Source organism: Vibrio sp. M260118, assembly GCF_036533755.1.
GTDB lineage: Bacteria > Pseudomonadota > Gammaproteobacteria > Enterobacterales > Vibrionaceae > Vibrio.
Genome location: NZ_JATABG010000438.1, coordinates 1 through 2,517, shown reverse-complemented (window position 1 = coordinate 2,517; position 2,517 = coordinate 1). Strand labels below are relative to the sequence as shown.

2 protein-coding genes and 1 pseudogene are annotated in these 2,517 nt (G+C 45.5%); 2 read left to right on the top strand and 1 reads right to left on the bottom strand.

The window, feature by feature from the left end; genetic code table 11:
- The first annotated feature begins 13 nt into the window (after positions 1-13).
- Positions 14-1,189 (top strand): formate-dependent phosphoribosylglycinamide formyltransferase, encoded by a 1,176-nt coding sequence (gene purT / locus QTO00_RS18025; protein WP_331426006.1) that lies wholly within the window; start codon positions 14-16, stop codon positions 1,187-1,189.
- Between the two features lie 70 nt (positions 1,190-1,259).
- Here the strand turns inward: purT and QTO00_RS18020 are convergent, their stop codons facing one another.
- Entirely contained in the window at positions 1,260-1,907 is a 648-nt protein-coding gene (locus QTO00_RS18020; protein ID WP_331426005.1) for a thiopurine S-methyltransferase, read from the bottom strand.
- A gap of 328 nt (positions 1,908-2,235) precedes the next feature.
- Here QTO00_RS18020 and QTO00_RS18015 point away from each other — a divergent pair.
- Positions 2,236-2,517: pseudogene (locus tag QTO00_RS18015) on the top strand (phosphoribosylglycinamide formyltransferase); the annotation flags it as partial.

The following is a 2,517-nucleotide window of genomic DNA, read 5'->3' as shown; positions in this document are numbered from 1 at the left end:
TTTAGGGTTAATTATGTTTGGTACAGCAACAACAAATAGTGCAACACGCGTTCTGCTTTTAGGGTCAGGAGAACTGGGTAAGGAAGTCGCCATTGAATGTCAGCGTCTTGGTCTTGAAGTTATTGCTTGCGATCGATATGAAAATGCGCCAGCAATGCAAGTTGCTCATCGTAGCTACACATTAGATATGCTTGATGGTAATGCGCTACAAGCCATCATTGAAAAAGAAAAGCCACATTACGTTGTGCCTGAGATTGAAGCTATTGCCACTGAAACCTTGGTTGAGCTAGAAGCACAAGGCCTAAATGTTGTACCAACAGCGAACGCGACCAAACTCACGATGAACCGCGAAGGCATTCGTCGCTTAGCTGCAGAAGAACTCCAGCTCACGACTTCACCATACCGCTTTGCTGACAACTACGAAGAATTTACTGCCGCAGTAGAAACCGTCGGGCTGCCTTGTGTTTGTAAGCCAGTAATGAGCTCTTCAGGTAAAGGCCAGAGCGTACTTAAAACTCGAGAAGATATCGACAAAGCTTGGAACTACGCACAACAAGGTGGTCGTACTGGCGCGGGCCGTGTGATTGTCGAAGGCTTCATTGATTTCGATTATGAGATCACCCTTCTTACCGTTCGCGCTGTAGACGGAGTTCATTTCTGCGCGCCAATTGGCCACCGACAAGAAGACGGTGACTATCGTGAATCTTGGCAGCCACAACAGATGACAGACCAAGCGCTTGCAGCAGCACAAGATGCAGCGGGTAAGGTAGTCAATGCACTTGGTGGTTACGGTATTTTTGGTGTTGAGCTGTTTGTTAAAGGAGATAAGGTGATCTTTAACGAAGTCTCCCCTCGCCCGCATGACACAGGTCTAGTCACCTTGATGTCTCAAGATAGTTCAGAGTTTGCTTTGCATGTTCGCGCATTTACCGGAATGCCAATTGCGAGCATTACTCAGTACGGCCCTGCGGCATCAGCGGTCATCTTAGGCCAAGGCACTTCACGAAATATTCGCTTTGAAGGTATGCAAGAAGCACTAGCTGCGCCACAAACTCAGCTACGCTTATTTGGTAAGCCGGACATCGACGGACGTCGTCGCCTAGGGGTTGCTATCACTCGACGCGAATCTATTGAGCAAGCAATTGAAGATGCGAAACAGAGCGCTGCTAAAGTTAAGATTGTTTACTAACCGTCTTCACGTCATAGAGATAGAAGGGCTTGGTTATCACAACCAAGCCCTTTTCTATTGTCCAGGTGAACTAGGCGCTCTCAATCAGATACACTTCTTCAACAAACCTTGCTGATGGCTGCTTAGCCATTTTCGGCGGTCTATCGGCCTCTGGATTGCTTTCAAGCTTAGTCACTTTATAACCTTGGTACAGTTCTCTGACTTCCGACTCTGGCACTGAGAACGGAGGCCCTGACATTAACGACTGATCATAATCTAGCGTTACGAGCAAAATACGACCACCAGGTTTAAGTAGCGATTTTATCTTGTCCACATACTGCACTCGCATCGCTTGAGGTAGCGCGACCAACGAAGCTCGATCATAAACAATATCAACTGGCTTGATTGGCGCGGTAAAGTAGTCACCGACATAGATAGACAACTCATCAAACTGAAACAGTTCATGTTGACCTACGGGCATCACCATCGGCGTGTAAAAATGTTCAGCAAAGAAAGCGCGTACCGCGATATTACTTAGCTCAACCCCTTGCAGGTCCGAGTGTTTCGTTGCAAGCCAGACTAAATCTTCTGATTTGCCGCACAAAGGAACAAACACATTGTCTTCGTGGTTTGGCTTTGTTTTCTGCCAGTACTTAATCAATAACGGGTTGACGTCTTCTAGGTGAAAACCGATTTGGTTCGCGGCCCATTTGCTATGCCAAAACTCTGGGTCTTTCATTGGTAATACTCTTATTCTGACTTTATCTTTCTGACACATAGCCTATCTGAAAGCATCAACTAGTGGCAATCTTAAAAAATCGGTTCAGATTTGGTTCATTTTCAAACGATATAATTGGTTACATCTTAAAGATGAACCTTTGGTAACGGGTAAGCTCTAACTTGATACACGGAAAATGAGAAAGTGTTCATAGTTTTGTACATGAGCAGACGAATACGATTGGAAATGCAGAAATTGCCCCCACTATCTATATAGAGATGAGTAGTACTAGCGATATTAGCTTTTTTAGCCCCCTTTTTAGCTATGTCCTACACATCAAGGAGAGTGAATGAGCCTATTTTTGCGAACTACGGCCCTGATTCTTTTAATGCTCAGCCGTGCACCAGCATTTGCCGCTATTCCAATCGCACCGAGTAATGAGGAAAGTCGTTCTACTAACAACGAAGTATGCTCGAAAACATTCAAACATAACCTAAGTGGATTGTATGGCATTCAATCAATGTCATCGGCCCCCGTTCAACCTTACACAGATTTTGATATTCTCTACAGCAAGGCGCATCAGGCACAAGCAGAGCTTGAAACCCTTTGTAGAAGTACGGCCCTGCTTACC

Bases quoted from the DNA above. Each gene is read 5' to 3' on its own strand.
- purT (WP_331426006.1), top strand. From the start codon at position 14: ATGTTTGGTACAGCAACAACAAATAGTGCAACACGCGTTCTGCTTTTA.
- QTO00_RS18020 (WP_331426005.1), bottom strand. From the start codon at position 1,907: ATGAAAGACCCAGAGTTTTGGCATAGCAAATGGGCCGCGAACCAAATC.